Annotated in this window: 2 protein-coding genes; both read left to right on the top strand. The window is 68.5% G+C overall.

The genetic code is table 11. From position 1 onward, the window contains the following. On the top strand, positions 1–1,186 hold a 1,186-nt coding region (locus tag PGX04_RS22305; RefSeq protein ID WP_273740504.1), incomplete at its 5' end, for a nucleotide sugar dehydrogenase. Beyond that, a partial coding sequence (locus PGX04_RS22310; RefSeq protein ID WP_273740506.1) for a glycosyltransferase occupies positions 1,179–1,370 on the top strand: 192 nt, incomplete at its 3' end. The genes PGX04_RS22305 and PGX04_RS22310, both read left to right, overlap by 8 nt.

The following is a 1,370-nucleotide window of genomic DNA, read 5'->3' on the forward strand; positions in this document are numbered from 1 at the left end:
GCAGATTCACGTGATCATCGTCCCGACGCTGCTGGACGACGACGACGATCCGGAGCTGACGACGGTCGAGTCGGTCGCCGACGACATCGCCGCCGGTCTCGCTCCCGGCGATCTGGTGATCGCCGAGTCGACGTTGCCGCCGGGGACCTGTCGAGACGTGCTCGAGCCCCACCTCGCGAGCGAGAGCGGGCTCGAGCCGGACGAGTTCGGGCTCGCGTTCTGTCCGGAACGCACGTCCTCGGGAACGGCGCTCCGGGACATCCGCGGCCAGTATCCGAAGGTCGTCGGGGGCGTCGATCCGGAGAGCACCAGGGCAGCCGCGGTCGTCTACAACGAGCTCTCGGAGAACGAGGTCCACCCCGTCTCTGACGCGACGACGGCGGAGGCCGTGAAGGTGTTCGAGGGCATCTACCGCGACGTGAACATCGGCCTCGCGAACGAGCTAGGGCTGCTCGCGGACGAGCTCGACATTTCGACCCGCGAAGCGATGGACACGGCGAACGAGCTGCCGATGTGTCAACTCCACGATCCCGGCCCGGGCGTCGGCGGGCACTGCATTCCGTACTACCCGCACTTCCTGCTCGGCCGAACCGACGAGCCGATGGCCGTCACGGAGACGGCCCGCAGAGTCAACGACGAGATGCCGTCGATCGTCGTCGATCGACTCGAGCGCGAACTCGCGCGGGCGGACATCGACATCGCGGATGCATCGGTCGTCGTTCTCGGCGTCACGTACCGCCCCGGCGTCGAGGAGACGCGCGCCTCGCCCGCGCTGGGAGTCATCGACGACCTGCTCGAGCGGGGAGCCGACGTCGCGGGCGTCGATCCGCTCGTCGATCCGGCCGACTACGGCGCGCGCCCGGTGACGATCGAGGAGCTATCGGAGGAGGCGTTCGACGCCGCCGTGATCGTCACTCCCCACGAGGCGTTCGATCGAATCGACTGGGGCGTCCTCGAGCCGATGGTCGTCGTCGACGGCCGGGACGCCGTTGACCTCTCGGGAACGGTCCACCGGGAGTACGACCTCGCCGGCTCGAGCGACGGGCGACCGCCGCGGGGGTCGCGTGACCGCGACGACGATTCCGATCTCGACGGTGCCGAACGTGACGACGCTGAGGGCAACGGTACCGAGCGCGATACGTCAGCGGCGACGAGCGCGAGCACGGACGGAGGGAGCGATGTATAAGAGCAAGCGGATCGGCGTCGTCGTAACGGCCTACGACGAAGCGTCGTTCGTCGGTCGTGTCATCGAAACCGTTCCGGACTACGTCGATCGGATCTACGCCGTCGACGACACGTCGCCGGACGAGAGCTGGCAGGTGATCCAGCGCGTCGCCGAGCGGGTCAACGCGGCGGCCGAAAGCGACGCG

The sequence above is a fragment of the Natrinema soli genome (assembly GCF_028618695.1).